The sequence below is a fragment of the Caballeronia zhejiangensis genome, from assembly GCF_000698575.1.
Classification (GTDB): Bacteria; Pseudomonadota; Gammaproteobacteria; order Burkholderiales; family Burkholderiaceae; genus Caballeronia; species Caballeronia zhejiangensis.
In genome coordinates, this window is record NZ_JFHD01000009.1 from 156,381 (window position 1) to 182,389 (window position 26,009).

At 63.8% G+C, this 26,009-nt stretch carries 26 protein-coding genes; 14 read left to right on the plus strand and 12 right to left on the minus strand.

The annotated features are described in order from the left end of the window. Positions 1 to 11: 11 nt before the first annotated feature. Positions 12 to 884 carry a succinate--CoA ligase subunit alpha gene (gene sucD / locus BG60_RS14715; protein WP_008353897.1) on the minus strand — a complete coding sequence of 291 codons (873 nt, stop codon included), beginning with the start codon at positions 882 to 884 and terminating at the stop codon, positions 12 to 14. Then, positions 881 to 2,083, minus strand: coding sequence for an ADP-forming succinate--CoA ligase subunit beta (gene sucC / locus BG60_RS14720; protein ID WP_008353896.1), 1,203 nt, complete (start codon positions 2,081 to 2,083; stop codon positions 881 to 883). Before sucC ends, sucD begins: the two co-directional genes overlap by 4 nt. 410 nt (positions 2,084 to 2,493) lie before the next feature. Here sucC and frc point away from each other — a divergent pair, with 410 nt between their 5' ends. The 4 genes from frc (at position 2,494) to BG60_RS14740 (ending at position 7,557) form a co-directional block, all read left to right on the plus strand. Continuing rightward, positions 2,494 to 3,756 carry a formyl-CoA transferase gene (frc, locus tag BG60_RS14725; protein ID WP_008353895.1) on the plus strand — a complete coding sequence of 421 codons (1,263 nt, stop codon included), beginning with the start codon at positions 2,494 to 2,496 and terminating at the stop codon, positions 3,754 to 3,756. 81 nt (positions 3,757 to 3,837) lie between these two features. Continuing rightward, positions 3,838 to 6,045: an acetate--CoA ligase family protein gene (locus tag BG60_RS14730; protein WP_008353894.1), complete on the plus strand. Its 2,208-nt coding sequence runs from the start codon at positions 3,838 to 3,840 to the stop codon at positions 6,043 to 6,045. Between the two features lie 64 nt (positions 6,046 to 6,109). Further along, positions 6,110 to 6,898, plus strand: coding sequence for a fumarylacetoacetate hydrolase family protein (locus tag BG60_RS14735; protein WP_008353893.1), 789 nt, complete (start codon positions 6,110 to 6,112; stop codon positions 6,896 to 6,898). Beyond that, the gene (locus tag BG60_RS14740) at positions 6,895 to 7,557 is read left to right on the plus strand and encodes a hypothetical protein (protein ID WP_008353891.1); all 663 of its coding nucleotides are present in this window, start codon (positions 6,895 to 6,897) and stop codon (positions 7,555 to 7,557) included. The genes BG60_RS14735 and BG60_RS14740 overlap by 4 nt, the downstream gene beginning before the upstream one ends. 57 nt (positions 7,558 to 7,614) lie before the next feature. Here the strand turns inward: BG60_RS14740 and BG60_RS14745 are convergent, their stop codons facing one another. The 3 genes from BG60_RS14745 to BG60_RS14755 all read right to left on the minus strand — a co-directional run bounded on the left by BG60_RS14745 (position 7,615) and on the right by BG60_RS14755 (position 9,822). Then, positions 7,615 to 7,869 carry a CsbD family protein gene (locus BG60_RS14745; protein WP_008353889.1) on the minus strand — a complete coding sequence of 85 codons (255 nt, stop codon included), beginning with the start codon at positions 7,867 to 7,869 and terminating at the stop codon, positions 7,615 to 7,617. Positions 7,870 to 7,954: 85 nt separating this feature from the next. Further along, complete coding sequence (locus BG60_RS14750) at positions 7,955 to 8,311, minus strand: response regulator (protein ID WP_008353888.1); 357 nt, start codon at positions 8,309 to 8,311, stop codon at positions 7,955 to 7,957. Next, complete coding sequence (locus BG60_RS14755; RefSeq protein WP_008353887.1) at positions 8,308 to 9,822, minus strand: ATPase domain-containing protein; 1,515 nt, start codon at positions 9,820 to 9,822, stop codon at positions 8,308 to 8,310. Before BG60_RS14755 ends, BG60_RS14750 begins: the two co-directional genes overlap by 4 nt. A gap of 203 nt (positions 9,823 to 10,025) precedes the next feature. Here BG60_RS14755 and BG60_RS38230 point away from each other — a divergent pair, with 203 nt between their 5' ends. The 3 genes from BG60_RS38230 (at position 10,026) to BG60_RS14770 (ending at position 12,141) form a co-directional block, all read left to right on the plus strand. After that, on the plus strand, positions 10,026 to 10,502 hold the full coding sequence (locus BG60_RS38230; RefSeq protein ID WP_144403652.1) for a hypothetical protein: 477 nt from the start codon (positions 10,026 to 10,028) through the stop codon (positions 10,500 to 10,502). Positions 10,503 to 10,614: 112 nt separating this feature from the next. Continuing rightward, positions 10,615 to 11,235 carry a DUF2968 domain-containing protein gene (locus BG60_RS14765; RefSeq protein ID WP_008353885.1) on the plus strand — a complete coding sequence of 207 codons (621 nt, stop codon included), beginning with the start codon at positions 10,615 to 10,617 and terminating at the stop codon, positions 11,233 to 11,235. Between the two features lie 213 nt (positions 11,236 to 11,448). Continuing rightward, a complete protein-coding gene (locus BG60_RS14770; RefSeq protein WP_008353884.1) occupies positions 11,449 to 12,141 on the plus strand; it encodes an OmpA family protein in 693 nt (230 codons plus the stop codon). 85 nt (positions 12,142 to 12,226) lie between these two features. Here BG60_RS14770 and BG60_RS14775 read toward each other — a convergent pair whose 3' ends face one another. From BG60_RS14775 to BG60_RS14785, 3 genes are read right to left on the minus strand one after another with little or no spacing between them, the layout of a single operon-like run. Beyond that, the gene (locus BG60_RS14775) at positions 12,227 to 12,742 is read right to left on the minus strand and encodes a methylated-DNA--[protein]-cysteine S-methyltransferase (RefSeq protein ID WP_008353883.1); all 516 of its coding nucleotides are present in this window, start codon (positions 12,740 to 12,742) and stop codon (positions 12,227 to 12,229) included. Between the two features lie 38 nt (positions 12,743 to 12,780). After that, positions 12,781 to 13,041 carry a hypothetical protein gene (locus tag BG60_RS14780; protein ID WP_033536088.1) on the minus strand — a complete coding sequence of 87 codons (261 nt, stop codon included), beginning with the start codon at positions 13,039 to 13,041 and terminating at the stop codon, positions 12,781 to 12,783. Next, the gene (locus BG60_RS14785) at positions 13,034 to 13,792 is read right to left on the minus strand and encodes a DNA/RNA non-specific endonuclease (RefSeq protein WP_008353873.1); all 759 of its coding nucleotides are present in this window, start codon (positions 13,790 to 13,792) and stop codon (positions 13,034 to 13,036) included. The genes BG60_RS14780 and BG60_RS14785 overlap by 8 nt, the downstream gene beginning before the upstream one ends. Before the next feature lie 179 nt (positions 13,793 to 13,971). Here BG60_RS14785 and BG60_RS14790 point away from each other — a divergent pair, with 179 nt between their 5' ends. Then, positions 13,972 to 14,964 carry an alpha/beta fold hydrolase gene (locus tag BG60_RS14790; protein ID WP_235366205.1) on the plus strand — a complete coding sequence of 331 codons (993 nt, stop codon included), beginning with the start codon at positions 13,972 to 13,974 and terminating at the stop codon, positions 14,962 to 14,964. 215 nt (positions 14,965 to 15,179) lie between these two features. Here BG60_RS14790 and BG60_RS14795 read toward each other — a convergent pair whose 3' ends face one another. Next, the gene (locus BG60_RS14795; protein WP_051079090.1) at positions 15,180 to 16,472 is read right to left on the minus strand and encodes an MATE family efflux transporter; all 1,293 of its coding nucleotides are present in this window, start codon (positions 16,470 to 16,472) and stop codon (positions 15,180 to 15,182) included. 150 nt (positions 16,473 to 16,622) lie between these two features. On the opposite strand from BG60_RS14795, the gene BG60_RS14800 reads away from it, so the two are divergent. Beyond that, on the plus strand, positions 16,623 to 16,943 hold the full coding sequence (locus tag BG60_RS14800) for a YnfA family protein (protein ID WP_008353867.1): 321 nt from the start codon (positions 16,623 to 16,625) through the stop codon (positions 16,941 to 16,943). A 6-nt stretch (positions 16,944 to 16,949) separates the two neighbouring features. Here BG60_RS14800 and BG60_RS14805 read toward each other — a convergent pair whose 3' ends face one another. Then, a complete protein-coding gene (locus tag BG60_RS14805) occupies positions 16,950 to 17,972 on the minus strand; it encodes a DUF2891 domain-containing protein (RefSeq protein ID WP_034471904.1) in 1,023 nt (340 codons plus the stop codon). A 380-nt stretch (positions 17,973 to 18,352) separates the two neighbouring features. On the opposite strand from BG60_RS14805, the gene BG60_RS14810 reads away from it, so the two are divergent. Further along, a complete protein-coding gene (locus BG60_RS14810) occupies positions 18,353 to 19,648 on the plus strand; it encodes an MFS family transporter (protein ID WP_008353864.1) in 1,296 nt (431 codons plus the stop codon). Positions 19,649 to 19,882: 234 nt separating this feature from the next. Beyond that, positions 19,883 to 20,554, plus strand: a complete 672-nt coding sequence (locus BG60_RS14815) for a hypothetical protein (RefSeq protein WP_033536103.1) — start codon at positions 19,883 to 19,885, stop codon at positions 20,552 to 20,554. Between the two features lie 8 nt (positions 20,555 to 20,562). Here the strand turns inward: BG60_RS14815 and BG60_RS39000 are convergent, their stop codons facing one another. After that, positions 20,563 to 20,724 carry a hypothetical protein gene (locus BG60_RS39000; RefSeq protein WP_008353861.1) on the minus strand — a complete coding sequence of 54 codons (162 nt, stop codon included), beginning with the start codon at positions 20,722 to 20,724 and terminating at the stop codon, positions 20,563 to 20,565. Between the two features lie 62 nt (positions 20,725 to 20,786). Then, positions 20,787 to 21,782, minus strand: coding sequence for an AraC family transcriptional regulator (locus BG60_RS14820; RefSeq protein ID WP_404989953.1), 996 nt, complete (start codon positions 21,780 to 21,782; stop codon positions 20,787 to 20,789). Positions 21,783 to 21,995: 213 nt separating this feature from the next. Between BG60_RS14820 and BG60_RS14825 the strand changes: the two genes are divergently transcribed. From BG60_RS14825 to BG60_RS14835, 3 genes are read left to right on the plus strand one after another with little or no spacing between them, the layout of a single operon-like run. Continuing rightward, complete coding sequence (locus BG60_RS14825; RefSeq protein WP_033536104.1) at positions 21,996 to 23,129, plus strand: acyl-CoA dehydrogenase family protein; 1,134 nt, start codon at positions 21,996 to 21,998, stop codon at positions 23,127 to 23,129. Between the two features lie 15 nt (positions 23,130 to 23,144). Then, the gene (locus tag BG60_RS14830) at positions 23,145 to 24,851 is read left to right on the plus strand and encodes an AMP-binding protein (protein ID WP_008353857.1); all 1,707 of its coding nucleotides are present in this window, start codon (positions 23,145 to 23,147) and stop codon (positions 24,849 to 24,851) included. An 8-nt stretch (positions 24,852 to 24,859) separates the two neighbouring features. After that, a complete protein-coding gene (locus BG60_RS14835) occupies positions 24,860 to 25,972 on the plus strand; it encodes an enoyl-CoA hydratase/isomerase family protein (protein WP_008353856.1) in 1,113 nt (370 codons plus the stop codon). Positions 25,973 to 26,009: the final 37 nt, after the last annotated feature.

The window sequence follows — 26,009 nt, forward strand, 5'->3', positions numbered from 1 at the left end:
TGCCCGCGTGACTAACGCATCGCGTGCAGCATCGTTTCGCCGAGCGCGGCCGGCGAATCGGCGACGTGAATGCCCGCCGATTTCATCGCGTCGATCTTCGCGCTGGCCGTGCCCGATCCGCCCGAGATGATCGCGCCCGCGTGACCCATGCGGCGTCCCGGCGGCGCGGTCGTTCCGGCGATGAAACCGACCACTGGCTTCGTCGTCTTCGCGTCCTTGAGAAACTGCGCGGCTTCTTCCTCCGCCGATCCGCCGATCTCGCCGATCATGATGATGCCCTCGGTCGCATCGTCCTCCAGAAAGAGCGACAGGCAATCGATGAAGTTCGTCCCGTTCACCGGATCGCCGCCGATACCGATGCACGTCGTCTGCCCGAGGCCGGCCGCGGTCGTCTGCGCGACGGCCTCATAGGTCAGCGTGCCCGAACGCGATACGACGCCGATCTTCCCCGGCCGGTGAATATGCCCCGGCATGATGCCGATCTTGCACTGCCCCGGCGTGATGACGCCCGGACAGTTCGGCCCGACGAGCCGGCTCGACGAACCGCTCAACGCGCGCTTCACGCGCAGCATGTCGAGCACCGGAATGCCTTCCGTGATGCAGACGATGAACGGCACCTGCGCGTCGATGGCTTCGAGAATCGCATCGGCGGCGAAGGGCGGCGGCACATAGATGACGGAGGCGTCGGCGCCCGTTTTCGCGACGGCATCGGCGACGGTGTCGAACACGGGCAAGTCCAGATGCGTCGTGCCGCCTTTGCCCGGCGTCACGCCGCCGACCATGCGCGTGCCGTACGCGATCGCCTGTTCGGAATGAAACGTGCCTTGCGCGCCGGTGAAGCCCTGGCAGATGACCTTCGTATCTTTATTGATGAGAACGCTCATTGGGCCACTCCTTGAGCGACGGCGCTGACGATCTTGTCGGCGGCATCGGCGAGATTTTCGGCGGGGATGATGGTGAGACCGGACGTGCGCAGAATCTCTCGGCCCGCATCGACATTCGTGCCTGCGAGGCGCACGACGAGCGGCACGCTCAGATCGATCTCGCGCGCGGCCGCGACGACGCCTTGCGCGATCACGTCGCAGCGCATGATGCCGCCGAAGATGTTGACGAGAATGCCCTGCACCTTCGGGTCGCGCAGGATCAGCTTGAACGCGGTCGCGACGCGCTCCTGGGTCGCGCCGCCGCCGACGTCGAGAAAGTTCGCCGGCTCGCCGCCGTAGAGCTTGATGATGTCCATCGTGGCCATCGCGAGGCCCGCGCCGTTCACCATGCAGCCGATATTGCCGTCGAGCTTGACGTAGTTCAGACCGTGCTTCGCCGCTTCGATTTCGGCGGGATCTTCCTCGTCCTCGTCGCGCAGTTTCTCGATGTCGGGATGGCGATACAGCGCGTTGTCGTCGAAATTGAGCTTCGCGTCGAGCGCCATCACGTCGCCGGAGCCGGTCACGACGAGCGGATTCACTTCCACGATCGACGCATCCAGATCGACGAACGCCTGATACAGCGCCGTGACGAACTTCGACGCAGCCTTGATCTGATTGCCGGTGAGCCCGAGTCCGAACGCGATCTGGCGCGTGTGAAAGGGCTGAAGCCCGGTCGCCGGATCGATCGCGACCTTGAGAATTTTTTCCGGCGTGCGATGCGCGACTTCCTCGATCTCCATGCCGCCTTCCGTCGACGCCATGATCGTGATGCGCGAGTTGGCGCGATCGACCAGCATGCCGAGATACAGCTCGCGCGCGATATCGCAGCCTTCTTCGACGTAGAGCCGCTTCACTTCCTTGCCCGCCGGCCCCGTCTGCTTGGTCACGAGCACGGACGCGAGCATCTTCTGCGCGTTCTCGCGCACTTCGTCGACCGACTTCACCACGCGCACGCCGCCTTTTCCGTCCGGATCGTTGGCGAAGCGCCCGGCGCCGCGGCCGCCCGCGTGAATCTGCGACTTCACGACCCAGACGGGTCCGGGCAGCGCGCGCGCCGCATCGGCGGCCTCCGTCGCGGAAAAGGCGACGCGGCCCTCCGGAACCGCGACGCCGTACTTTCGCAGCAGCGCCTTCGCCTGATATTCGTGGATGTTCATCTCGTCTCCTGATGTCCTCTGATGGGAATGAGCGAGCCGAGCAACAGCATCGTCGGCGCGCTGAAATACTGTATATCAGATTTCACCACGCGCAAAACTTTCGTTTGCGGGCTTCTGCAGCGTTAAATGAGTGCTTAACGGGCCGAGGCGGACGACGGTGATTGATGCACTGCAGAATTAAAAATCGGTCGAGCGTTGCTCACAGCGGCGTTCAAGGGATCGTGCGCTGCATCACAGGGTTTTCATCGACCGGCGGACGGTTGACTAATACTGTGTGTGGAATATTGTATATCACAGGAGGCGGGTCGCTTTGCGGTCCGACGGTCTACGCGCTCCGGGCACGACGGCGCGGGACGATGTACAAATAATCGCGAATCTATAAACGTCGAAAGAGAGTGGGAGACAAAGCCATGACGGTGAACACATCTGGCAAGGCGCTGGACGGCGTGCGAATCCTGGACTTCACGCACGTTCAGTCGGGACCGACCTGCACGCAGTTGCTCGCGTGGTTCGGCGCCGACGTCATCAAGGTCGAGCGCGCGGGTTCGGGCGACATCACGCGGGAGCAGTTGCGCGATATCCCCGACGCCGACAGCCTCTACTTCACGATGCTCAACCACAACAAGCGCTCGATCACCATCGACACGAAGAATCCGGAAGGCAAGAAGGTGCTCGAGACGCTCGTGAAGAAGTGCGACGTGCTCGTCGAGAACTTCGCCCCGGGCGCGCTCGATCGCATGGGCTTTACGTGGGAGCGCATCCAGGAACTGAATCCGCGGATGATCGTCGCGTCGGTGAAGGGCTTCGGCCCGGGACCGTACGAAGATTGCAAGGTGTATGAGAACGTCGCGCAGTGCGCGGGCGGCGCGGCGTCGACGACCGGTTTCGAAGACGGTCCGCCGACCGTCACCGGCGCGCAGATCGGCGATTCGGGCACGGGCCTGCATCTGGCGCTCGGCATCGTCACGGCGCTGTATCAGCGCAACACGAGCGGACGTGGTCAGAAAGTGCTCGCCGCGATGCAGGATGGCGTGCTCAATCTCTGCCGCGTGAAATTGCGCGACCAGCAGCGCCTCGAACGCACTGGCGTGATGAAGGAGTACCCGCAATATCCGAACGGCACGTTCGGCGAAGCCGTGCCGCGCGCGGGCAACGCATCGGGCGGCGGCCAGCCGGGCTGGATTCTCAAGTGCAAGGGCTGGGAGACCGATCCGAACGCGTACATCTACTTCATCACGCAGGCGCCGGTCTGGGGCGAAATCTGCAAGGTGATCGGCAAGGAGGAATGGATCGATCATCCGGATTACAAGACGCCGAACGCGCGCCTGCCGCATCTGAAGCAGATTTTCGAGGAAATCGAGCGCTGGACGATGTCGAAGACCAAGTTCCAGGCGATGGAAATCCTCAACAAGCACGACATTCCGTGCGGCCCGATCCTGTCGATGAAGGAAATCGCCGAAGAGCCGTCGCTGCGCAAGACGGGAACGGTCGTCGAAGTCGATCATCCGGTGCGCGGGAAGTATCTGACGGTCGGCAATCCGATCAAATTGTCCGACAGTCCGACCGAAGTCGTGCGCTCGCCGCTGCTCGGCGAACACACCGACGAAGTCATGGCCGAACTCGGCTACACGCCGGATCAGATCGCCACGCTGAAGAGCCTCGGCGCGATCTGAGCACATTGCCTTGCACTGACGTCCGCCTTCGAAAGAGGGCGGCGCAGGCCCCTGCACGCCCCTATAACGGAGACGCACCAAATGAACAGCACGGTTGCCCAGGACCGCGGCGAAGCAGCCAATTCATCCACGCACGCGGCGGCGGTCGTTCCGCTCCACGCGCCCGACGCGAAACGCCGCGTCGCGGAAGTGTTCGCCCGAGTGAAGGCGGAAGGCCGCACGTCGCTGACCGCGCCGGAAGGCAAACTCGTCTGCGATGCATACGGCATCGCGGTGCCGCAGGAAGGCGTCGCGAAATCGGCGGACGATGCCGCGAAGCTCGCGTCGTTCATCGGCTTTCCGGTGGTGCTGAAGATCGTTTCGCCGGAAATCCTGCACAAGACCGAAGCGGGCGGCGTGCTCGTCAACCTGAAGAATGAAGCCGATGTGCGTGCCGGTTTCGACACGATCATCTCGAACGCGAAGAAGTACGACCCGAAGGCGACGCTTGTCGGCGTGCAGATTCAGCAGATGGTCGGCGCGGGGCAGGAAGTCATCATCGGCGCGGTGACGGACCCGTCGTTCGGCAAGCTGATCGCGTTCGGTCTCGGCGGCGTGCTCGTCGAAGTGCTGAAGGACGTGACGTTCCGGCTCGCGCCCGTCACGCGCGAAGAAGCCGCATCGATGCTCGACGGCATTCAGGCCGCAGAAGTGCTGCGCGGCGTGCGCGGCACCGAACCGGTACATCGCGAGGCGCTGATTACCCTGATCGAGCGCGTGTCGCGTCTCGTCGACGATTTCCCGCAAATCGCCGAGATGGACCTGAATCCGGTGTTCGCGAGCCCGAACGGCGCGGTCGCGGCGGACGTGCGCATCGTGATGGATTTCGCGCCCGCCGAACCGCGCTATCGGCCGACGCAAGAGCAGATCGTCGCGCAGATGAACCGCATCATGAAGCCGGATGCGGTCGCGGTGATCGGCGCGTCGAACGAGGACGGCAAGATCGGCAATTCGGTGATGAAGAACCTCATCAACGGCGGCTATCAGGGCACGATCTATCCGATTCACCCGAAAGCCGACGAGATCATGGGCCGCAAGGCGTACAAGAGCGTGAAGGACGTGCCCGGCGTGATCGATGTCGCCGTGTTCGCGATTCCCGCGAAGTTCGTGGCTCAGGCGCTCGTCGAAGTCGGCGAGAAGAAGATTCCGGGCGCGGTGCTGATTCCGTCGGGCTTCGCGGAAACGGGCAATCACGAAGGTCAGGAAGAGATCGTCAAAATCGCGCGGCAATACGACATCCGCATGATGGGCCCGAACATCTACGGCTTTTACTACACGCCGAAGAATCTTTGCGCGACGTTCTGCACGCCGTACGACGTGAAAGGCAAGGCGGCGCTGTCGTCGCAGTCGGGCGGCATCGGCATGGCCATCATCGGGTTCTCGCGTTCGGCGAAGATGGGCGTTTCCGCGATCGTCGGTCTCGGCAACAAGAGCGATATCGACGAAGACGATCTGCTCACGTTCTTCGAGCAGGACGACAACACCGAAATCATCGCGCAGCATTGCGAGGATCTGAAGGACGGCCGTGCGTTCGCCGAAGCCGCAAAGCGCGTGTCGAAGAAGAAGCCGGTCGTCGTGCTGAAAGCGGGGCGCACGAGCCTCGGCGCGCGCGCGGCCAGCTCGCATACGGGCGCGCTCGCGGGCAACGACAAGATCTACGAAGACGTCTTCGAGCAATGCGGCGTGATCCGCGCGCGGTCGCTGCGCGATCTGCTCGAGTTCGCGCGCGGCATTCCGAAGCTGCCGACGCCCAAAGGCGAGAACACGGTCATCATCACGGGCGCGGGCGGCTCGGGCGTGCTCTTGTCGGACGCATGCGTCGACAACGGCCTCTCGCTGATGGCGATGCCCGACGATCTCGATGCCGCGTTCCGCAAGTTCATCCCGCCGTTCGGCGCGGCCGGAAATCCCGTCGACATCACCGGGGGCGAGCCGCCGTCGACGTACAAGAACACGATCCGCCTCGGGCTCGAGGACGATCGCATCCATTCGATCATCCTCGGCTACTGGCACACGATCATCACGCCGCCGATGGTCTTCGCGAAACTCGTCATCGAAGTGAAGGAGGAGATGAAGGCGCTCGGCATCGAGAAGCCGATCGTGGCGTCGCTCGCGGGCGACGTGCAAGTGGAAGAAGCCGCGGAATACCTGTACGAGCATGGCGTGCCGGCCTACGCTTATTCGACGGAACTGCCCGTTGCCGTGCTCGGCGCGAAGTACAAGTGGGCGCGCGGCGCAGGTTTGATCTGAGGTTTGGAGGAGGGGACAGGGGCGCGGACCACGTATGTCCGCGCCCTTTATAAGGGAGACACACTTGACACACTGGATTCGTTTTCGCGATGCCGGCGGCAGCATCGGTTTCGGTACGCTCGATCAGCATTCTGGCCGCGTCGTGCAGCACGACGGCGCGATGTTCGACAATCCGCGCCCGACCGACATGTCGTTCGCCGTCGACGACCTGACGCTGCTCGCGCCCTGTCAGCCGAGCAAGGTCATCGCGCTGTGGAACAACTATTACGCGCTGTCGCAGAAGCTCGACAAGGCGCCGCCGCAGCATCCGCTCTTTCTCATCAAGCCGCCGATGTCGGTGATCGGGCCGGGCGAGTCGATCCGCCGGCCGAAGAGCTATCACGGCAAGATCGCGTACGAGGGCGAACTCGGCATCGTGATCGGCAAGACGGTGAGCGGGGCGTCCGTGGAGGAAGCCGAAAGCGCGATCTTCGGCTACACGTGCGTGAACGACGTCACCGCGATCGAGCTGCTGCAGGAAGATCCCAACTTCGCGCAATGGTGCCGCTCGAAGGGCTTCGACACGTTCACCTGCCTCGGGCCGGTGATCGTCACGACGGGCAACGGCTTCGACTGGCGCACGGCGAGCGTCGTCACGACACTCGAAGGCGTCGAGCGCCAGAACTATCCGCTCGACGACATGATTTTCTCGCCCGCCGAGCAAGTGAGCATGCTGTCGCAAGACATGACGCTCGTTCCCGGCGACGTGATCGCGTGCGGCACCTCTATCGGCGTCGGCTCGATCAAGGACGGCGCGCGCGTGGATGTGTCGATCGCCGGAATCGGCACGCTGTCGAACGTGCTCGAAGCATGATCGCGGATGGACTCGCGGGCGCGCTCTGCGTGCTCGCGGCGCTGTCGGCGGGTTCGTCGATGCGTGCGTCGCGCGGAAGGCGGGAAACGGGCGCGCTCGTTGCCGCCGCGTGCTTCGCGAGCGGCGCATCGGGCGGAACCGCGCTCGTGCTCGCGCTGGTCGCGGGATTCATCGGGTATCGATCCGCGCGTGCGACGCCGGGTGTATCGGCGCAATCGCTCTTCGCGACGATGGCGTTCGTCGCGTGGGCGCTGCCGGGCCCGGACAGCGCGTATGCGGTGCTGGCGGGCGGCGCGCTGGCGGCATTGGCTTGCGTCGTCGTTCGCCGGCACACGAACGGAGCAAGCGCGAACCTTCAATCGATGCATCTCGCCTGCGCAGGCGCATGCGCGGCGTTCGCCTATGTGCTCGGCGTTCAGTCGGACGTGATTTCCGTCATCGCGATGCTCGCGCTCATCGGCGCGCACTTGTCGCTCGCGATGGGCGGCAACGCGGCCGCGCCGGTCGCATACGCGATGAGCGCGGCGGCGGCTGGCGGACTTGCGCTCGCGGCAGCGATCGGCGGTTCGCATGGCGCGCTCGTCGTGGCGGCAGTCGCGATCGCCGTCGGCTGCACGCGGTCGGCGACGCTCGTCGGCATCGTGCGCGAGACGCCATGAAACGACAAAGCCGGCGCAACCTTCGCGCCGGCTTTGCATCGCGATGCCCGAGACACATCAGCGATCGCGATTCCACAACGCGCCGAGCACGAAGCCGACGGCCGCCGCGATCAGCACGCCCTGAATCGGCTGGCTCGCGACCGCGAGACGCACGTTGTCGACGGTCTGACCATAACTTTGCTGCAAGTTGCCGTAAGCCTGCCGCACCTTGCCTTCGGCTTGCGTGCCTTCATCGCCCGTCAGTGCGCCGACTGCGTCCTGCACTTTGCCGACGACCTTCTGTGCCGCGCCTTCCACTTGATCCTGCACCATGGTGCCTCCCTTCGGTTGAGCGGTTTCTCGTAAATCCGGATTCGCCGGAACGCTCATCAGCAGCACGCAGCGTGCCCGGGCCAATTCAGGCCGAACCGATCAGTCCCTTCACGGCGTCGATCAAATCGTCGATAGAAAGCGGCTTGCGGCGAAACTGCGCATGCGGATGCTCGAGCGCCGGCGCATGCGCCGCCGCGCTCATGAGGATCACCGGCACGCGTGCGAGGGCGTCGCTCGCGGCCAGTTGACGGATCAGTTCGACGCCGTCCATGTGCGGCATCATCCAGTCGGTGATGACGAGGGCGGGCGGATTCGAGCGCGCCGCGTCGAGCGCGGTCCGTCCGTTGGACGCGGTCGAAACTTCGTAGCCCTCCATTTCGAGCACGAGGCGCCAGGTGGTCAGAATGTCGAATTCATCGTCGACGACGAGGATCTTCTTCATGCGCGCGCGCCGGGGTCCGACACAGACAGCGCGGGCGCGGCGATCGACGGGTGTCCGGACAAGATACCCGTCGAGCCAATGAAGCCTTCGCTGATATGCAGGCCGCGCGAGTCGATCGTGAGACGGCGGATCGCCGAATCGTGCGGGCCTTCGCGCTGCTTGACGATCGACACCATGCGATACAGCGAGGAATTCGCCTCGACATAACGCATGAGCACGATGTTCTCGGTCATCGCGGACGCGCGCAACGTCGTGGGCTGCACCGAATCACCGTAGAGCGGCATTTCCTCGGTGAGCAGGGTCGTCACGCCCGCGTCGCGCAGACGGTGCGTGAGCGCGTTGAGGAAGAGGCCGAAACGCTCCGTGCGGTTCGCGGACTGAAAAAAGCCGTCGATGCCGTCGACCACGAGCCGCGACGCATTCGTGTTCCGCACCGCGGTCATCAGTTCGACGGCGAGCTCGTCGATTGCGAGTTCGACAGCCGGATGCCAGCGGATCGCGAGACGTCCGTCCTGCACGGCCGGCGCGAGATCGATGCCGACCGACAACGCTTTGGCGAGAAGCCGCTCGGGCGATTCGTAGAGGCCGAAGTAGACGCAGCGCTCGCCGCGTTCGACGCCCGCCTGCAGGAACTTCAGCGACAGCAGCGTCTTGCCGATGCCCGATGGCCCGACGAGCGTCGTCGTCGAGCCGCGCACGATGCCGCCGCCGAGCATCTGGTCGAAATCGGGAAAGCCGAAGCTCAACTTGTTCTTGAAGTCCGGCGCGCCGTCATCGTTCGCGGGCGACGCCTCGATGCGCGGAAAGGTCACGAGACCGTTCTCCGTGATCTTGAAGAAGTGCTTGCCGAGCAGATGATCGCGGGCGCGCAGCTTGTGGACTTCGATTTCGCGGGCACGCCGCATGCCGGTGTTGTAGCGGTTCAGTTCGATGAGCCCGTCGACGAGCGTGTGCTCCGGATGCGGCTCGTTGCCCGAAAGCGGCGCGAGGATCAGCGTCGTGCAGCGCGCGGCGCTCACGAACGCCGAAAGCTCGTGGATGAACTGCGAGAGTTCGAGTTCCGTCGAGCTGAATTCGCGCGCGCTGCGAAAGCCGTCGATGACCATGAAGCGCGGCCGGCTCGTCTTGATCGTCGCCGCGATCAGCGCGAGAAAGCCGGACAGGCCGTCGCGCATCAGTTCGTGATAACCGGAGACGAAGAGCATCCGGTCGGAGATGGCGTCGGCGTTGTAGAACGACAGTCCGCGAAGATGAGACAAAAGCTTGGTGTGCGATTCGGCGATCAGCGTGATGTACAGGACCATGTCGCCCTGCGCGACGCGATGAAAGCCGATCTGCGATGAAAGAATCGTCTTGCCCGCGCCCGCCATGCCTTCGATCAGATACAGGCCGCCCTCGACGAACCCGCCGCCCAGGATGTCATCCAGGCCCGCGACGCCCGTCGTCACGTTGCCGTCGTTGGCAGCGTGTTGCCGGGGTTGAGCGGTGGAGTGCTTGTCGTCTTGGTTCATGGGATTTTCTTTTTTACTCGGCGTACCGGCTTTTTTGAGAAGGCGAATTATGGCTGACTATTGGCAAGCCGTGCTGGAAGCCATACCGCTCATGCCCGCCGTCGCGCCTTTGCGTGCGCGGTTTTGGGCGGCCACGCGCCTTTGCGTCGTCGCTGCGGCCTTTTGAAGCGAGCCCGCCGGGGCCGCGCGCGGGCGAATGCATCATGCACGCATTTTCTGCGCCCGAGCGTTTTTGCGGATGGGAGCGATTGCCCGCCAACAGGAATTCTTTGAGAACTGTCTCATGGGCACTCGGAGCAGCGGGTGATGAAATGACGAACGTCTTACAGAGGCGCCGTGTTTTCTCCCGCCGCTTCACTCCGGCGCTCGCGCGCCTTCATTGCCTTCATCTCGCCATGCACCGTTCGCACTCGATTCCGGGCGCTCTTGCGCTCGCCGCCAGCTTTTTTGTTCTTTTTGCCGCGACAGCTTCGGCCGCCGCGCCGCACGCCACCGAAAGCCTGCCCGACGCGCGCATTCTCTCGGCCGCGCCTTTCGTTTTCCACGGCGACCGCCATATTTTTTCGCGCATGTCCGTGGAGCCGTCCGATTCGCGCATCTTCATGCCGGTCGAAACGATCCGCAACCTGAGCGAGCCGCGTTTGTCGCAAGTAAGTTTCAAGCGCACATCGACCATTTAAAGACGCACGGATTAACGGCGTTCGAATGAAGTATTGAGTCGTCTGGAATCGATTGCCTTGCCGCGCCATAATTCTTTCCGGGCGACGCGCGTTGCCATTACGGAAAATCGCAATGAAGCGCTGGGTAATTGCGGAAATCGTGCTGATTGCCGCCGGTTTGTCCGGTCCGTTGGCGCGGGCCGCTGATTCATCGCCGATGAGGCCCGAAGCGGCTATTGCGAGCAATGGCGATGTCGCGGAACTCGAGAATCTGCTTGCCGCCGGGAAAATCACGGCGTTACGCAGGACGTTGAATGGCAGTTATGGCGCGAGTCTCTCGTATTATCCCGACGAGATGATTTATTACGCCGCGCTGTTTCAGCAAAGCAATATCTGGCGCGTGTTCAAAACGCAAAATGACGCGCGGGCCGAAACGGTCTATGCGGATTTCGCCAAGACGTCGAACACGCTCGCCGATGCGGAAATAAAGCGCATCAAGCTCGAAGCGGAGAAGGCATATGCGGACCGGCAGATCGCCGCCCAGCAGGCGCGCGCGAACCGGCTGCAAGCCGATCTCGATATTGCACGCGCGCAGCAAAATCAGGTGACGAGTTATCAAGTGGAGCAGCAGAATGCGATCCGCGAACTTCGCACGGAGCAGGCAGCGGCGCAGGCGCAACTTCGCGCGCTGCAGACCCGCGTGCAGGAGCTTCAGAAGCAATCCGACGGCGACCTTCCGGTCCCGCCCAAATAGGGGTTTCGATACGGGCGCCGCCGGCCTTGTATTTGGGAGTTGTCCGCTTAAATCGCACGAATTGTCACGCTACAATCGCGCAGCTTTCGGATTGCTTATCGAACGTTTGGCGCACCCGAAATCGATCCATCATTTTTCACGTCACCTTTGGGTTGTTCCCCGGCCCGGAATCGAGGTGCGCGCTCAGCGGCTCGCACTTTGAAATTGACTTGCATGACCACCAAGATGCTCACGAAAACCCTTGCTGTTAGTCTTATCGCCGCTGCCGTACTTGCGGGCTGTTCGTCCACGTCGGGACCGGCCTTCAATATCAGCGAAATTCAAACGTCGGATGGCCAGAAGGCTTTTCGCGCCGAATGCTACGGTCTGTTCGAAAACGGCAGCGCCTGCATGACCGCGGCTCAAAAGATGTGCGGCGATCAAAAGGTGAACGTGCTTCAGACGCTCGCCGGAACGAAGACGCCGAGCGATCCGCGCAACGTAATCTTCAACTGCGTGACGCCGCCCCAGCCGGTCGTTGCAACGCCGGAACCGGCGCCAGCGAAGGCCCCGGCTGTCGTGCCGCGCAAGATTTCGCTCGACGAAAAGACGAACTTCGCCTTCGACAGCGCCGCGTTGACGCCGAAGGCCAGGAGCATTCTGGATAAGCTCGTCGCCGACTCGAAGGGTGCGAATTTCGCGTCCGTCACGGTCGAGGGCTACACGGATTCGATGGGCCCGGATGCCTACAACCTCGGTTTGTCCCAGCGTCGCGCGCAGGCCGTGCTCGACTACCTGAAGGGACATGGCCTGAGCGCCGAGAACTTCGCGATGAAGGGTTTCGGCAAGGCCAATCCGATTGCGTCGAACGCAACGAGCGTCGGGCGTGCGGAAAATCGTCGTGTGGAAGTGATGCTTACGCCGTAATTCATCATCGGACGATGTCGAAAAAAACCCCCCGCGAACCGATGGTTCGCGGGGGTTTTTGTTTTGTCGCCGACTGTGCGCTGCTTCAGAAGAGCGCGAGTTGTTCGCGCCCCGGACCGCCCTCCAGCGTGAGCAAATGGCGTTTGCGTTCGACGCCGCCCGCATAGCCGGTCAATTCCCCGTCGACGCCGATCACGCGATGACACGGCACGATGATCGCGACCGGATTGCGTCCGTTCGCGCCGCCGACGGCCCGCGATGCGCCCGCGGGCAAGCCGAGCCGGCGCGCGAGATCGCTGTACGTCCACGCGTCGCCGAAAGGGATCTGGCAAAGCGCGTCCCAGACTTGTCGCTGAAAGGGTGTTCCGCGAAACTGCACCGCAATCGAAAACTTCCGACGCGTACCCGCGAAGTATTCGCCGACCTGCTCGCGCGCATCGGCAATCACGCGGGATCTCGGCGCTGTCTCCGACAGCGTCGGCGCGTGCAGACCATCGGGAAAATACTTCTGTCCGATGAAGAAGAGACCCGTCAGACATTCGTCTTCGGCGCGATACAAAATGTGCCCGAGCGGGCTCGGGCCGACATGGCATTCGATCACTTCGATTCTCCGCGCGGCTGTCTTCGGCGACGGCCGCTTCAGATGAACGGATTATCGGCGGTGCCTGACGGCGCATCCGGCTCGTCGGGCAGCTTCGCGGGCAGCGACGCATCGCTTTGCAACGCTTCGACGATCGCACCGATCGCCTTCTGAAGCGCCAGCGCGTTCGCGAGTCCGGCCTTGTCGCGGGCGATCGTCAAATTGCCGCTGATCGTGAGGCGCTTCACGCCGTTCTCGATGTTGATCGCGTCGCCCGCGATGTTCATCACATCCGTATCGTTTGCAAATGGCTTAAACACCGCGCAATCCTCCAATTCGCTTGTCCTTCAGTCCGTCCGGGATGCCGGGAAACGCGAGTCCGCTCATCGCTTCCAGTTCGTGCACGGTTTTCATCGTGTACGTGTTCGTCGGCGTATTTTCGATCACGACCGCGAACGCGATCTGACGCTGCGGCAAATAGACTACTTTATACAGTTGCGTGGGCACGAACACGCGCGATTCGCCGATCGTCTGCAACTGACGTCCCGAGAAGAGCGGCCCGGTGACGACATACGCTTCGCCCGATTCCTCCGTGAGCCTGCGCACCGCTTGCTCGATGCGCGACCAGATGCGCCGGTTGTTCGACGGATCCTGCGGGACGATGTTCGCGAGCGAGAACGATTCGGCCATGCCTTTCTTGCTTGCGCGATCGCCCGCGGGACTCATGTGGCCGCGGTCGTAACCGCTCCTCTTGTAGTCGGACAGTTGCGCGGCCTCGTCGGGCGGCAGACGTTTGTCGACGAAGAAGCGATTCGTGCGCGTGTTGTTCTTCGCCTGGTCGACACTGCTCGCGGTCAGATGTTCCGCCGACCACAGCGGCCCTTTCGTGATGCCGGAGTGCAGCAGCGCGAAGTCGGAATAGCAGACTTCCTGCGTCGACGCGCGCATCTTCGAATTGACGACGACCGGCGCGCGGCCGTTCGGGCTGAACTGCGGACAGTCGCTCGCGGATGCGCTGATGCACGCGAATGCGAGGAGCGCGGCGGCGAATGCCTTGATGCGGCGTTGCATGCTTGGAATGATCCTGACGACGATCGGGGTCGCAAAGTATAAGCGCTGAATACAGCATGCGGGCGCGTGCGAAATTCAGCCGCGCTAGAATGCGTCGGCCGACGTCATCTTCAGATCAAAAAATGAAACCAGCGCGCAGCAAGCCGTCCGTCGTTCGATCCTTGATGTTGTGTCTCGCGATGTCCTTCGCTTTACAAGCACATGCCGACGAAGCCACGCAAGCGGCCGGCAACGACGGCCCCGCATACGGCCCCGAGTTGCAGGGCTTCGACTATCCGTATCCGGTCGCGCGCTTCGCGCTTACGTCGCAGCGCCAGGTCGTGCGCATGGCGTATATGGATGTGCATCCGGCGCATCCGAATGGACGCACCGCGGTACTTCTGCACGGCAAGAATTTTTGTTCGGCGACGTGGAAGCAGACGATCCAGACCTTGAGCGATGCGGGCTATCGCGTGATCGCGCCGGATCAGATCGGCTTTTGCAAATCGACGAAGCCCGCGCGCTATCAATACAGTTTCCAGCAACTTGCCCGCAACACGCATGCGCTGCTGACCGCGCTCGGCGTGTCGAAGGCGACGCTCATCGCGCATTCGACGGGCGGCATGCTCGCGGTGCGCTACGCGCTCATGTATCCGCGCGAGACGGAGCAGCTCGTGCTCGTGAATCCGATCGGGCTCGAAGACTGGAAGGCGAAGGGCGTGCCGTCGATTTCCATCGACGACTGGTATGCGCGCGAGCTCAAGACGAGCGCCGACGGCATCCGCCGCTATGAGACGAGCACGTACTACTCGGGCCAGTGGCGCGACGACTACGAACCGTGGGTGCAGATGCTGGCGGGCATGTATCGCGGACCGGGCAAGGACATCGTCGCGTGGAACTCGGCGTTGCTGTACGACATGATTTACACGCAGCCCGTCGTCTACGAATTCGATCAGTTGAAGACGCCGACGCTATTGCTTATCGGCGACAAGGATACGACCGCGATCGGCAAGGACTTCGCGCCGCCCGAGATTCGACCGATGCTCGGGCGATATCCGGATCTCGCGAAGCTGGCGAAGGAGCGTATCGAAGGCGCGAAACTCGTCGAGTTTCCGGAGCTTGGGCACGCGCCGCAGATGCAGGATCCGGCGGCGTTTCATAAGGCGCTGCTGGAGGGGCTGGCGGGGCAATAGCTTCGATTCGCTCGCAAAGTTTCGTTGGCTGTTCTGCATTGCGATTTCGCTCAACGTGACCATGATCGTGCCACGCCGACGCAGGGCGGCCATTATCTGGCGCACGTTATGGCAGGTCTTCTCTTGTCGATGCTGACTGTGCCGACCTCCAAGAAAATCGTTGGACGAAGCGAGGGCAGACTTGCCATCCGCGCTGGAACCCGACGCACCATACCTCACCTTCCCAAAGTCGCACACGAAGCCCGCTCGATCGCCGGCACCTGAATCGCCAACGTAATACCTCTCGCCACCATGAAAACAGTGAGCGCCAGCCACAGCCCGTGATTCCCGAGCGATCCCGCGAGCGCCCACGCAGCAAGCAGAAAGACAGCAAGCGAGACGGCCATCGCTTTCATCAACTCGTGCGTGCGCGTCGCGCCGATGAACACGCCGTCGAGCTGAAAGCCCGCGACCGACGCGAGCGGCAGAACCGACGCCCACGGCAGATAGCGCACCGCCGCCGCCTTCACGACCGCCTGATCCGTGAGCTTGCCGATGATCCATTCGCCGCTAAACCAGAAGACGATGGAAAAGCCCGCCGCGCCGATTGCCGACCAGAACATCGTCACCTTCACGGCCTGACGGAACGCGTACCGGTCGCGCGCGCCCGCCGCCGCGCCGACGAGCGCTTCGGCCGCGTGCGCGAAGCCGTCGAGACCGAAGGACATGAAGGTCTGGAAGTTCAGCAGGACGGCGTTCGCGGCGAGGATCGCATCCCCCTGACGCGCGCCGAGATGCGCGAACCAGCCATACGAACCGAGCAGGCAGATCGTGCGGATGAAGATGTCGCGGTTGATCGCGACGACCCGCCTCAACGCGTGCGCGTCGAAGAGCGAGCGCGGGACGAGCGGCGCGAGACCGCGCGGACGCAGATGCCAAAGAATCGCGAGTCCGAGCGCAAAGCCGCAGAAATCCGCGAACGCCGTTGCCGCGCCGATGCCCGCGATGCCCCAATCGAAGCGATACACGAAAAGCAGCACCGCGATGATGTTCACCAGATTGATGAAGATCTGCGTGACGAGCGCGAGCCTCACGCGCTGGCAGCCGAGCAGATAACCCAACACGACGTAATTGCCGAGCGCGAACGGCGCGGCCCAGATGCGCGCGTGACAGTACGCGCTCGCGGTGCCCTGCACGGCAGCGCTGCCGCCCAGCGCGACGAGCGCGTAACGAATGATCGGCACTTGCAGCACCAGCACCGCCGCGCCGATCGCGAGTCCGAGCAGCAACGCGCGCAGCACGCTCTTGCGCAAGGCGTCGTCGTCACGCGCGCCGAACGCCTGCGCCACGAGTCCCGTCGTACCCATGCGCAGAAAGCCGAAGCCCCAGAACACGAAGCTGAAGACGAGCCCGCCGAGCGCGACGCCGCCGAGATACTGCGGCCCGTCGAGATGCCCGGCGACAGCCGTGTCGACGGCGCCGAGAATCGGCTGCGTGAGATTCGCGAGAACGATGGGAAAGGCCAGCATCAGCACGCGCCTGTGCCAGTGCACGGGCAGCGCGGCGGCATCGGTTGAATCGGTCTGCAAGGTCGGCGGCCTGAAGTTTCGAGCAAGGGCGTCATTGTCCGCAGCGGACGCGGACCACGCAACGTCTCGCGAACGCCGATAATGCGCCTCATGAAAACGTTCGCGCTCTATGTCGTCACCGCCATCGCCGAGATCGCCGGCTGCTATTTCCCTCATCGATGGCTCAAGGAGGGCGGCTCGCCGTGGCTCGTCGTGCCCGGCGCGCTGTCGCTCGCGCTGTTCGCGTGGCTGCTCACGCTGCACGCCGCGGCGGCGGGGCGCGTCTACGCGGCGTATGGCGGCGTGTATATCGGCGTGGCGATCGCGTGGCTATGGGCCGTCGAGCGCATCCGGCCGACGGCGTGGGATGTCGCGGGCGCGGCGATCGCGCTCATCGGCATGGGCGTGATCGCGTTCCAGCCGCGCGTCTAGAACCGCTCAGGCTTCCAGCGCCAGCAGCGCGAACGTCGCGAGCCAGTGCTCGCCCATGTAATCGCCCGCGACATGCGCAATGCCCGACGCCAGATGTTCGTGCGCCGCCGTCTCGAGCACGGCGATACGCGCATCGCCCGCCGGCAGCGCGCGTGCGATCGTGCGCTGACACCACGCGCGCGAGAGGTTCAGGCCGTCGAGATGCGCGAGCTTGCCGTCGCTGCGATCGGTGACGGTGGCCGGCGCGAAGAGCGTCGCGGGTTCTCGCTCGGCGATGCGCGGCAGAAACCGGTCGAACCAGCCGACGAAGCGCTCGCCCGGCAGCACATGACGCATCAGCACGGCTTCCATCAGCGACGGCGACAGGAACTCGTCGCCCGCCGGTTCCCACGCCTGACAGCCTTCGTCCTTCTCGAACCAGCGCAGGGCGGTTTCCTTCAGCAGATGCTCAAAATCGGCGTTCTGCGCGACGCGCGCGTAACCGATCGAAAGCTTCAAGGCGAACGCCATGTTGAAGTGCGTGCCGACGCGAAGCGGATACGTCGATTTCGGCAGGAATTCCTCGAAGCGTGCGACGAATGCGTCCGCGAGCGGCTGGAGCGTGCGGGCCCAGCGCGCGCCGTCGTCGGAACGCATCGAGCGCAGCTGGCCTGCGAGCGCGAGCAGCCACGCCCAGCCATAAGGCCGCTCGAAGCCGCGCGCGGCGGGACGCTGCAGATAAGCGACTTCAGCGGCGACGTTAGCCTCGGTGACATGCTCGTCGATCACGGCGCGAATGCGCGGCGCTTCCGGCAGATCCGGAAAGCGGTCGATCAGCCGAGCGATCAGCCAGTAACCGTGCACGCACGAATGCCAGTCGAAGCTGCCGTAGAAAATCGGATGCAGCGCGCGCGGGCTTTGCACGTCGGCAACGCTTGCCATGACGTGATCGAGCTTGTTGGGATATTCGCGCGTCAGGTGGCCGAGCGCGACTTGCGCGAATGTCGACGCGAGCGCGGCGTCGAGAATGATCGGTTGATGCTGACTCATGCAGTCCTCGTCGATGTGAATCGTGATCCCGAGACTTTATCGATAAATAATCGTCAAAATCTTTAATCAGGGTAATTACCTAGTACGAACGATCGAGGCAAAGACGATTTATGTCGAAAGCGTTGAACGATGCCGTCGCAAGGGCGGCAAATGCTTTTGCGGCAAGCCTGAGCGGGTGGGGCGGTCATCGGTGAACGCGATGCGGGGGCGTCCTTGCGCGAATTTTCCTACTCCGTCCGGCCGTGTTTCGCGCGCCACGATCGCGCGCCGGTTGCGAAACCGCGTATAAACTTGCGCCCGAACGCCGCCAAGAGCGCCCGGATCGGGGATGAAACCCCGACATACGCCATCCAGACAGTGACCAAGAGATCAGAAACAACATGACCGACCTTCCCGCTTACACCGCAGAGGACACCCGGCGCCGCGTTTTCGCCATCGTCGGCGCCTCGTCGGGCAACCTCGTCGAATGGTTCGACTTCTATATCTATTCGTTCCTCGCGCTGTACTTTTCGGCGGCGTTCTTTCCCGGCGGCAATCCGACGGTTCAGTTGCTGAACACGGCGGGCGTGTTCGCGGCGGGCTTCCTGATGCGCCCGATCGGCGGGTGGCTCTTCGGCCGCATCGCCGACAAGCACGGCCGCCGCAACGCGATGATGATCTCCGTCCTGATGATGTGCGGCGGCTCGCTCGTCATCACCTTCCTGCCGACGTACGCGTCGATCGGCGCGTGGGCGCCGTTCCTGCTGCTGATCGCGCGCCTGTTCCAGGGCTTATCGGTGGGCGGCGAATACGGCACCAGCGCGACGTACATGAGTGAAGTCGCGCTGCGCGGCCGGCGCGGCTTCTTCGCGTCGTTCCAGTACGTGACGCTGATCGGCGGCCAGCTCGCCGCGCTGCTCGTGCTCGTGATCCTGCAACTGTTCCTGTCGACGGAAGAGCTGAAGGCGTGGGGCTGGCGCATTCCGTTTTTCATCGGCGCGTGCGCGGCGCTGATCTCGCTGTACCTGCGCCGTTCGCTCGACGAAACGTCGACCGCCGAGACGCGCGATCGCAAGGAAGCGGGCACGCTCGCCGGCCTGATGCAGCACAAGGCCGCGTTCATGACGGTCGTCGGCTTCACGGCGGGCGGCTCGCTCATCTTCTACACGTTCACGACCTACATGCAGAAGTATCTGGTCAACACGGCGGGCATGCACGCGAAGACCGCCAGCAACGTGATGACCGCCGCGCTCTTCGTCTACATGCTGCTGCAGCCGCTGTTCGGCGCGCTGTCGGACCGCATTGGCCGCCGCGCCTCGATGCTTTGCTTCGGCGCGCTCGCGACCATTTGCACGGTGCCGCTGCTGCACGCGCTCTCCACGGTGACGAGCCCGGTCATGGCGTTCGTGCTGGTCGTGATCGCGCTCGCGATCGTGAGCTTCTACACGTCGATCAGCGGTCTCATCAAGGCGGAAATGTTTCCGCCGGAAGTGCGCGCGCTGGGCGTCGGCCTGTCGTACGCGGTCGCCAACGCGGTGTTCGGCGGCTCGGCGGAGTATGTGGCGCTGTGGCTGAAATCGGCGGGCAGCGAATCGACGTTCTTCTGGTATGTCACGGCGATGTGCGCCATTTCGCTCATCGTCTCCTGGCGCATGCTCGATCCGAGCAAGGAAGGGTATCTGCGCAACGAACCGTAAGCCGGCCGGCGGCGTGCGCGTCGTGTCGCACGCCCGCATCGGCGCGGACGCCGTTGTCCGCCCGGCTTGCCGATGAAGGTAGTATGGTGTTTTATGCGGTATGTAGACGACGCACCGGCCACGGTGCACGATGTTGATCGGAAAGCGCGGGAACCGGATATGCATGCGCGCAGCGCCGCCGCGCGCAAATCCGATGTGCACGTTCGGGCGCGTCGGACTGCCTGGAGCCTGTTCATGGAAGATTTCGACGAAACGCTGTTCATAGTCTGGCGAGCCAACCTCAATGTCCTGGTCGGCTCGCCGGGCGGCGCTGGCCGCCTCGCGCGCATGATGAACTTCTCGCCGACGTTCATGAAGCTGATCGTCGGCGGTCAGCGCGATTTCAACGAGGAATTCGTACGCGGCATCGAGCTCGTGACCGGCCTGCCGCCGCACTGGATGGACGAGCGCCGCACGCTGGACGAGATTCCGCCCGACGTCCTGCGCGCGATCGACGAGGAAACGCCGATGGCCGTGTTCCGCGGCACGGCCCATCCCGCGCCGAAGCGTTCCGTGTTGCGCGGCCCGGAACCGCTGCTTTCCCAGACCGAAGCGACGCGCCGTGTCGCCGATCAGGCCCAGCAACAGGCTGAAGCCAACCGCCGCGATCTGGTTTTTCGGAAGAATCGCGAGCTGCTGTCGCAGGACTTACGCCGCCTGGAGCGCCAGCTCGGCTTGCTGCAGGTCGAATCGATGCAGCCGAAGGTCGATGAACTCATCGCGTCCGATCGCATGAGCGAGTCGGCGAAGGCCGATCTGACCGGGCGTCTCGAACAGATCGACAAGCACGTCAAGCTGTTACATCAGCACGTCGAGAAGCTCGTGGTGCTGCTCTCGAGTCCGGATGAGCCCGACTCGGGCGAATAACCGAACGACTACTTGTTTTTCCGGTCTTCAGGCGATTCCGGCTCCGGATGCACCGCGATCGGATCGCTTGCGGGGAAGGTCTCTTCCAGCGCCTCGTCGAGCAAATCCTCTTCGGTTTCCTTCTTCGGTTGTTCCTGCTTCGAACGTTCATCCCGGCTGGCTTTGGTCATGGTGCGCTCCAAGGTGCGAAATCATGGACGATTCAATATAGCAGCCTCGATGTTCGCGCGCTTCAGCTCTCCCGCCGGTAATCCGCGGGGCGCACGCCCGTCCACTTCCTGAATGCGCGCCGGAACGCGCTCGGTTCCGCGAAGCCGAGCGCATCGGCGATTTGCGGAATCGTCTCCTGCGTATGCGCAAGACGCGCGATGGCCAGATCGCGCCGCAATGCGTCCTTGATCGTCTGATAGGTCAGCCCTTCCTGCTTCAGACGCCGCCGCAGCGTGGCTTCGGCCATATGCAGCGCGGCCGCGATGCTTTCGGCTTCCGGCCAGTCCGTCGGCGCGGTTTGCCGAAGACGCGTCCGGATGCGCGCCGCGAGCGAATCCGGATTGCGATACTTCACGATGAAATTCGCCGGCGCATCGCGCAGGAAGCGCTTGAGCGTGGCGGACGTCTGCACGATCGGCAGCGCCGCGCATTCGGCCGACAGGTCGACGAACGAGCGCGTCGCGTCGAAACGCAGGTCGTTGCAGAACATGAGGCGATATTCGTCGCTGTCGGCGGGCTCGGGGCAGCGCATGTGCGCCGCGAGCACCGGAATGCGCCGCCCGACCAGCCAGCACAAGAGCCCATACACGAGGATGAAGCCCGTCGCGTAGGCGAACATCGACTTCGGTCCGGCTTTGTCGGCGAGCCAGATTCGCACGCGCTTGTCGTCGATGTCCGGCTCGAAGCTCAGATCGTCGAGCACGAGCCGCATGAAAGTCGCGATGCGCCCGAGCGCCTGCGCGCCGTCGCGCGAGGAAAGCGCCGCGTGGCATAGCAGCACGAAGCTGCCGCGCCGCATCGGATGGGCGTCCTGGCCGAAGAACTCGTCGTCGAGCGCGTCGGCGGTGGCGTTCCACAGCTTGCCGTACTGGACCGGCGACACCCGCGCGCGCGGCGAATCGAGCGTCGCCGGCGCGATGCCCGCCGCGGCCAGCAAATGCCCGCGCGCGACGCCGCGCGATTCGGCGCATCGCAATGCGGCTTCGACGAGGCTCACGGAAATCGAGTCGCGCTCGATCTTTTTTTTGGTACTTGGGGTTGTCACTAGGTGGCCAAAGCGCTCAGTTAGCGTGATCGTTTTGGGCATCGGCTAACGTTAGGCGATTGCCTAGACTCGTGCTCAGACGGCCCAGCCGCCCATCATCGACCGGGCGAGCGGCGGCCAGAAAGTTTAAACGATCGATGCGGCGAGCCTCGCCGCGCAAGCCCCCATCACCGAATTCAGAACATGATCGACGCATTTCTCACCGAAGAGCAGCGCATGATCCGCGACGCGGCTCGCCAGTTCGCAACCGAAGCGCTCGCGCCGAACGCGGGCCAGTGGGACAAGGACGGCGCGATCCCCGACGCAGTCGTGCGGCAACTGGGCGAACTCGGCCTGCTCGGGATGATCGTGCCCGCCGAACTCGGCGGCACCTTCAGCGACTACACCGCCTACGCACTCGCGATGGAAGAGATCGCCGCCGGCTGCGCGTCCTGCGCGACGATGATGAGCGTGCACAACTCGGTCGGCTGCGGTCCGATCCTCGCGTACGGCACCGACGCGCAGAAGGCCGAATGGCTGCCGAAGCTCGCGAGCGGCGAGGTTATCGGCGCGTTCTGCCTGACGGAGCCGCAGGCGGGCTCCGAAGCGAACAACCTGCGCGTGCGCGCCGTCGAGAAAGACGGCAAGTGGGTCATTTCCGGCAACAAGCAGTTCGTGACGAACGGCAAGCGCGCGGGCGTGGCGATCGTTTTCGCCGTGACCGATCCCGATCAGGGCAAGCGCGGCCTCTCCGCGTTCGTCGTGCCGACGGACACGCCCGGCTTCAACGTCGGCGCGCCGGAGCACAAGCTCGGCATCCGCGCGTCGGATACGTGTCCGATCAACTTCGACGATTGCGCGATTCCCGCCGCGAATCTGCTCGGCAAGCGCGGCGAGGGCTTGAAGATCGCGCTGTCGAATCTGGAAGGCGGGCGCATCGGCATTGCGGCGCAGGCGCTCGGCATCGCGCGCGCGGCATTCGATGCGGCGCGCGCCTATGCGAAGGAGCGCGTGCAGTTCGGCAAGCCGATTCAGGAACATCAGTCGGTGGCCAACATGCTCGCCGACATGCAAACGCAGATCAACGCCGCGCGCCTCTTGATTCATCACGCGGCGCGCATGCGTACCGAAGGCGTGCCGTGTCTGTCGGAGGCGTCGCAGGCGAAGCTGTATGCGTCGGAAATGGCGGAGCGCGTGTGTTCGGACGCGATCCAGATTCACGGCGGATACGGCTATCTGCAGGATTATCCGGTGGAGCGTCATTATCGCGATGCACGCATCACGCAGATTTACGAAGGCACCAGCGAAGTGCAGCGGATGGTGATCGCGCGCAACGTATAAATCTTTGGAGACGCAATGAACGAAGCCCAGGCATTCATCGAAGCACGAGACTTCCTGTTTGCTCATCGCACGGACTACGACACCGCATATCGCGACTTCAGATGGCCGTCGCTCGATCGCTTCAACTGGGCGCTCGATTATTTCGATCCGATGGCGCGTGGCAACGACGCGCCCGCGTTGCAGATCGTCGGCGAAAGCGGCGACGAGACACGGCTTTCGTTTGCGCAGATGAGCGAGCGTTCCGCGCGCGTCGCGAATCATTTGCGGGGGCTGAACGTGAAACGCGGCGAGCGCATTCTGCTGATGCTGCCGAATCGCGTCGAGCTATGGGACACGATGCTCGCCGCGATGAAGCTCGGCGCGATCGTCCTGCCCGCGACGACGCAGCTTGCGAGCGCGGATTTGCGCGACCGCATCGCGCTAGGCGGCGTGCAGCACGTCATCGTCGATGCAGCCGAAACGAGGAAATTCGATGGCATCGACGTACCGGGCTTGCGCATCGCGGTGGGCGGCGCGCAGGACGGCTGGCTCGCGTATGAAGCCGCGTACGACGCATCGGCGGAATTCGCCAAGGACGGCGAAACGTCCGCGAACGATCCGTATCTGCTGTACTTCACGTCCGGCACGACGTCGAAGCCGAAGCTCGTCGCGCATACGCATCAGAGTTATCCGGTCGGGCATCTCTCGACGATGTACTGGATCGGCCTGCAACCCGGCGACGTCCACTGGAACATCAGCTCGCCCGGCTGGGCGAAACACGCGTGGAGCTGCTTCTTCGCGCCGTGGAACGCGCAGGCGTGCGTGTTCATCTACAACTTCAGCCGTTTCGACGCCGCCCGCGCGCTCGATGTGCTCGTGAAGCACGAAGTCACGACGCTGTGCGCGCCGCCGACCGTGTGGCGCATGCTCGTGCAGGAGCCACTCGCGTCGTACGAGGTGAAGCTGCGCGAGATCGTCGGGGCGGGCGAGCCGCTGAATCCGGAGATCATCGAGCGCGTGCAGCATGCGTGGGGATTGCCGATCCGCGACGGCTACGGCCAGACCGAAACCACCGCGCAGATTGCCAACACGCCGGGCCAGCGGCTCGTGCCGGGCTCGATGGGCCGTCCGCTGCCGGGTTATCGCGTGGCCTTGCTCGATCCGGATGGCAATCCTGCCGAAGAAGGCGAAATCGCGCTCGCGCTCGATCCGCCGCCGCTCGGCCTGATGACCGGTTACGCCGATAACCCCAAGGCCACCGAAAACGCGATGCGAGGCGGCTTCTATCGCACATCCGATGTCGCCGCGCGTGGCGCGGACGGCTACTTCGTCTACGTCGGCCGCGCGGATGACGTGTTCAAGTCGTCGGATTACCGCTTGAGCCCGTTCGAGCTGGAAAGCGTGCTGATCGAGCACGAAGCGATCGCCGAGGCGGCTGTCGTGCCGAGTCCCGATCCGCTGCGACTTTCGGTGCCGAAGGCGTTCGTCACGCTGCGTCACGGCTATTCGATCGGACCCGAACTCGCGAAAAGCGTGTTCGCGTTCTCGCGCGAACGGCTCGCGCCGTACAAGCGCATCCGCCGGCTCGAATTCGCGGAATTGCCGAAGACCATCTCCGGCAAGATTCGCCGCGTCGATTTGCGCCGGCAGGAAATCGCGCGCACGCAGGACGGCGCGCGCGGCGAGTTCGAGTTCTGGGAGGAAGATTTCCCGGAGCTGCGCCAGACCAGCAAGGCCGACTAAAGGAATTCATGAGCACGCTTGAACTTTCACGCGACGCGCCGGAAGTCGCCTTCGAGGTCGTGAACCGTGTGGCGATCGTCACGCTCGACCGTCCGCATGCCTTGAACGCGCTCTCGCACGGCATGATCGCGCATCTCGCCGAACGTTTCGCGCAATGCGCCGCGGACGATTCGATCGCCGCGGTCGTCTTGCGCGGCGCGGGAGAGAAGGCGTTTTGCGCGGGCGGCGACGTGCGCAAGCTCTATCACGCGGCGCGCAACGATCCGCATCACGAGACGCCGTGGCTCAAGTTTTTCATCGATGAATATCGGCTCGATTTCACGGTGCATCGCTTTGCGAAGCCGGTTATCGCGCTGATGGACGGCATCGTGATGGGCGGCGGCATGGGCCTCGCGCAAGGCGCGGCGTTGCGCATCGCGACCGAGCGCACGCGCATGGCGATGCCGGAGACGCGCATCGGCCTGTTGCCCGATGTCGGCGCGACGCATTTCCTGCGCGTGCTGCCGCGCGATCTCGCGCTTTACGTCGGGTTGACGGGCGCGCGTCTGTCGGGCGCGGATGCGCGGCGTGTCGGTCTCGCGGACGAATGCGTGCCGTCGACGTGGCTGCGCAGTTTCGTCGAGCGTCTCGAAGCTATCCGCTGGGACGATGCGCAGGACACGATGACGCAACTGGCGCGCGTGTTCGTGCCGAGCGCGAATATCGAACGGCACGCGCCGCTCGACGATATGCGCGCGCAAATCAAACGCCATTTCGCCGTGTGCGCGACGGGCGGCGTGGAACGCATCGTCGCATCGCTCGCAACGGATGAATCCGACTGGGCGCGCGCGACGCTCGCGCTGCTCGAAAGCCATTCGCCGACGATGCTCGAAGTCACGTATCACGCGCTTTTGCGTGGCCGTCAGATGTCGCTCGCGGACTGCTTTCGCATGGAACTCGGCGTCGTGTACCGCGCGATCGATGACGGCGATTTCGTCGAAGGCGTGCGGGCGCTCATCATCGACAAGGACGAGCGGCCGCGTTTCGCGCCGACGACGCTCGCGCAAGTGCGCGCCGAGCGCGTGCAGCACTTCCTGTCATCGCCGTGGCGCAGGGAAATGCATCCGCTCGCCGATCTGTAGGCGGGACCTCTCGACGGAATTCGCAAGCAAATGTTTC

What these genes read in the sequence shown, in the direction of transcription:
- BG60_RS14730 (WP_008353894.1), top strand. Translation starts at nt 3,838, where the DNA reads ATGAACAGCACGGTTGCCCAGGACCGCGGCGAAGCAGCCAATTCATCC.
- BG60_RS14765 (WP_008353885.1), top strand. Translation starts at nt 10,615, where the DNA reads ATGAAGCGCTGGGTAATTGCGGAAATCGTGCTGATTGCCGCCGGTTTG.
- BG60_RS14755 (WP_008353887.1), bottom strand. Translation starts at nt 9,822, where the DNA reads ATGAACCAAGACGACAAGCACTCCACCGCTCAACCCCGGCAACACGCT.
- BG60_RS14835 (WP_008353856.1), top strand. Translation starts at nt 24,860, where the DNA reads ATGAGCACGCTTGAACTTTCACGCGACGCGCCGGAAGTCGCCTTCGAG.
- BG60_RS14815 (WP_033536103.1), top strand. Translation starts at nt 19,883, where the DNA reads ATGGAAGATTTCGACGAAACGCTGTTCATAGTCTGGCGAGCCAACCTC.
- BG60_RS14800 (WP_008353867.1), top strand. Translation starts at nt 16,623, where the DNA reads ATGAAAACGTTCGCGCTCTATGTCGTCACCGCCATCGCCGAGATCGCC.
- sucD (WP_008353897.1), bottom strand. Translation starts at nt 884, where the DNA reads ATGAGCGTTCTCATCAATAAAGATACGAAGGTCATCTGCCAGGGCTTC.
- BG60_RS14830 (WP_008353857.1), top strand. Translation starts at nt 23,145, where the DNA reads ATGAACGAAGCCCAGGCATTCATCGAAGCACGAGACTTCCTGTTTGCT.
- frc (WP_008353895.1), top strand. Translation starts at nt 2,494, where the DNA reads ATGACGGTGAACACATCTGGCAAGGCGCTGGACGGCGTGCGAATCCTG.
- BG60_RS14750 (WP_008353888.1), bottom strand. Translation starts at nt 8,311, where the DNA reads ATGAAGAAGATCCTCGTCGTCGACGATGAATTCGACATTCTGACCACC.
- BG60_RS14810 (WP_008353864.1), top strand. Translation starts at nt 18,353, where the DNA reads ATGACCGACCTTCCCGCTTACACCGCAGAGGACACCCGGCGCCGCGTT.
- BG60_RS14785 (WP_008353873.1), bottom strand. Translation starts at nt 13,792, where the DNA reads ATGCAACGCCGCATCAAGGCATTCGCCGCCGCGCTCCTCGCATTCGCG.
- BG60_RS14795 (WP_051079090.1), bottom strand. Translation starts at nt 16,472, where the DNA reads ATGCTGGCCTTTCCCATCGTTCTCGCGAATCTCACGCAGCCGATTCTC.
- BG60_RS14740 (WP_008353891.1), top strand. Translation starts at nt 6,895, where the DNA reads ATGATCGCGGATGGACTCGCGGGCGCGCTCTGCGTGCTCGCGGCGCTG.
- BG60_RS14790 (WP_235366205.1), top strand. Translation starts at nt 13,972, where the DNA reads ATGTCCTTCGCTTTACAAGCACATGCCGACGAAGCCACGCAAGCGGCC.
- BG60_RS38230 (WP_144403652.1), top strand. Translation starts at nt 10,026, where the DNA reads ATGCACGCATTTTCTGCGCCCGAGCGTTTTTGCGGATGGGAGCGATTG.
- BG60_RS14745 (WP_008353889.1), bottom strand. Translation starts at nt 7,869, where the DNA reads ATGGTGCAGGATCAAGTGGAAGGCGCGGCACAGAAGGTCGTCGGCAAA.
- BG60_RS14805 (WP_034471904.1), bottom strand. Translation starts at nt 17,972, where the DNA reads ATGAGTCAGCATCAACCGATCATTCTCGACGCCGCGCTCGCGTCGACA.
- BG60_RS39000 (WP_008353861.1), bottom strand. Translation starts at nt 20,724, where the DNA reads ATGACCAAAGCCAGCCGGGATGAACGTTCGAAGCAGGAACAACCGAAG.
- sucC (WP_008353896.1), bottom strand. Translation starts at nt 2,083, where the DNA reads ATGAACATCCACGAATATCAGGCGAAGGCGCTGCTGCGAAAGTACGGC.
- BG60_RS14770 (WP_008353884.1), top strand. Translation starts at nt 11,449, where the DNA reads ATGACCACCAAGATGCTCACGAAAACCCTTGCTGTTAGTCTTATCGCC.